The sequence below is a fragment of the Alkalihalophilus lindianensis genome (genome assembly GCF_032843265.1).
Lineage (GTDB): Bacteria > Bacillota > Bacilli > Bacillales > Bacillaceae_D > Alkalihalophilus > Alkalihalophilus lindianensis.
This window is the reverse complement of sequence record NZ_JAWJBA010000684.1, coordinates 1-253: the sequence shown is the minus strand read 5'-3', so window position 1 is coordinate 253 and position 253 is coordinate 1. Positions and strand designations below refer to the sequence as shown.

1 protein-coding gene is annotated in these 253 nt (G+C 67.6%); it reads left to right on the top strand.

Going from position 1 to position 253, the window contains the following annotated elements:
* Positions 1-191: hypothetical protein (locus RYX56_RS26720; RefSeq protein WP_317124326.1), on the top strand; the 191-nt coding region annotated here is incomplete at its 5' end.
* Between the last annotated feature and the right edge of the window lie 62 nt (positions 192-253).

The window sequence follows — 253 nt, the reverse complement described above, 5'->3', positions numbered from 1 at the left end:
CCCCGGTCGTCGGCACCCCCGTGCAGTCGACCACGCCGACGGCTCCGCTTTCGACCGGTGCAGGCGCTGCCACCCCGGCAACCAACGAGACGGGCGCGCAGCCAGCCATTCCGCCGCGCAACACCAATACGACCGGCCCGACGACGACCAATTCGCCCGGTGCCCAGCAGAATAGCACCAACGCTCAGTAAGCGCTGATCGGCTGAAGCCATATGCAAGCCGCGCCCCCCAAGGCGCGGCTTTTTCTTTGAGG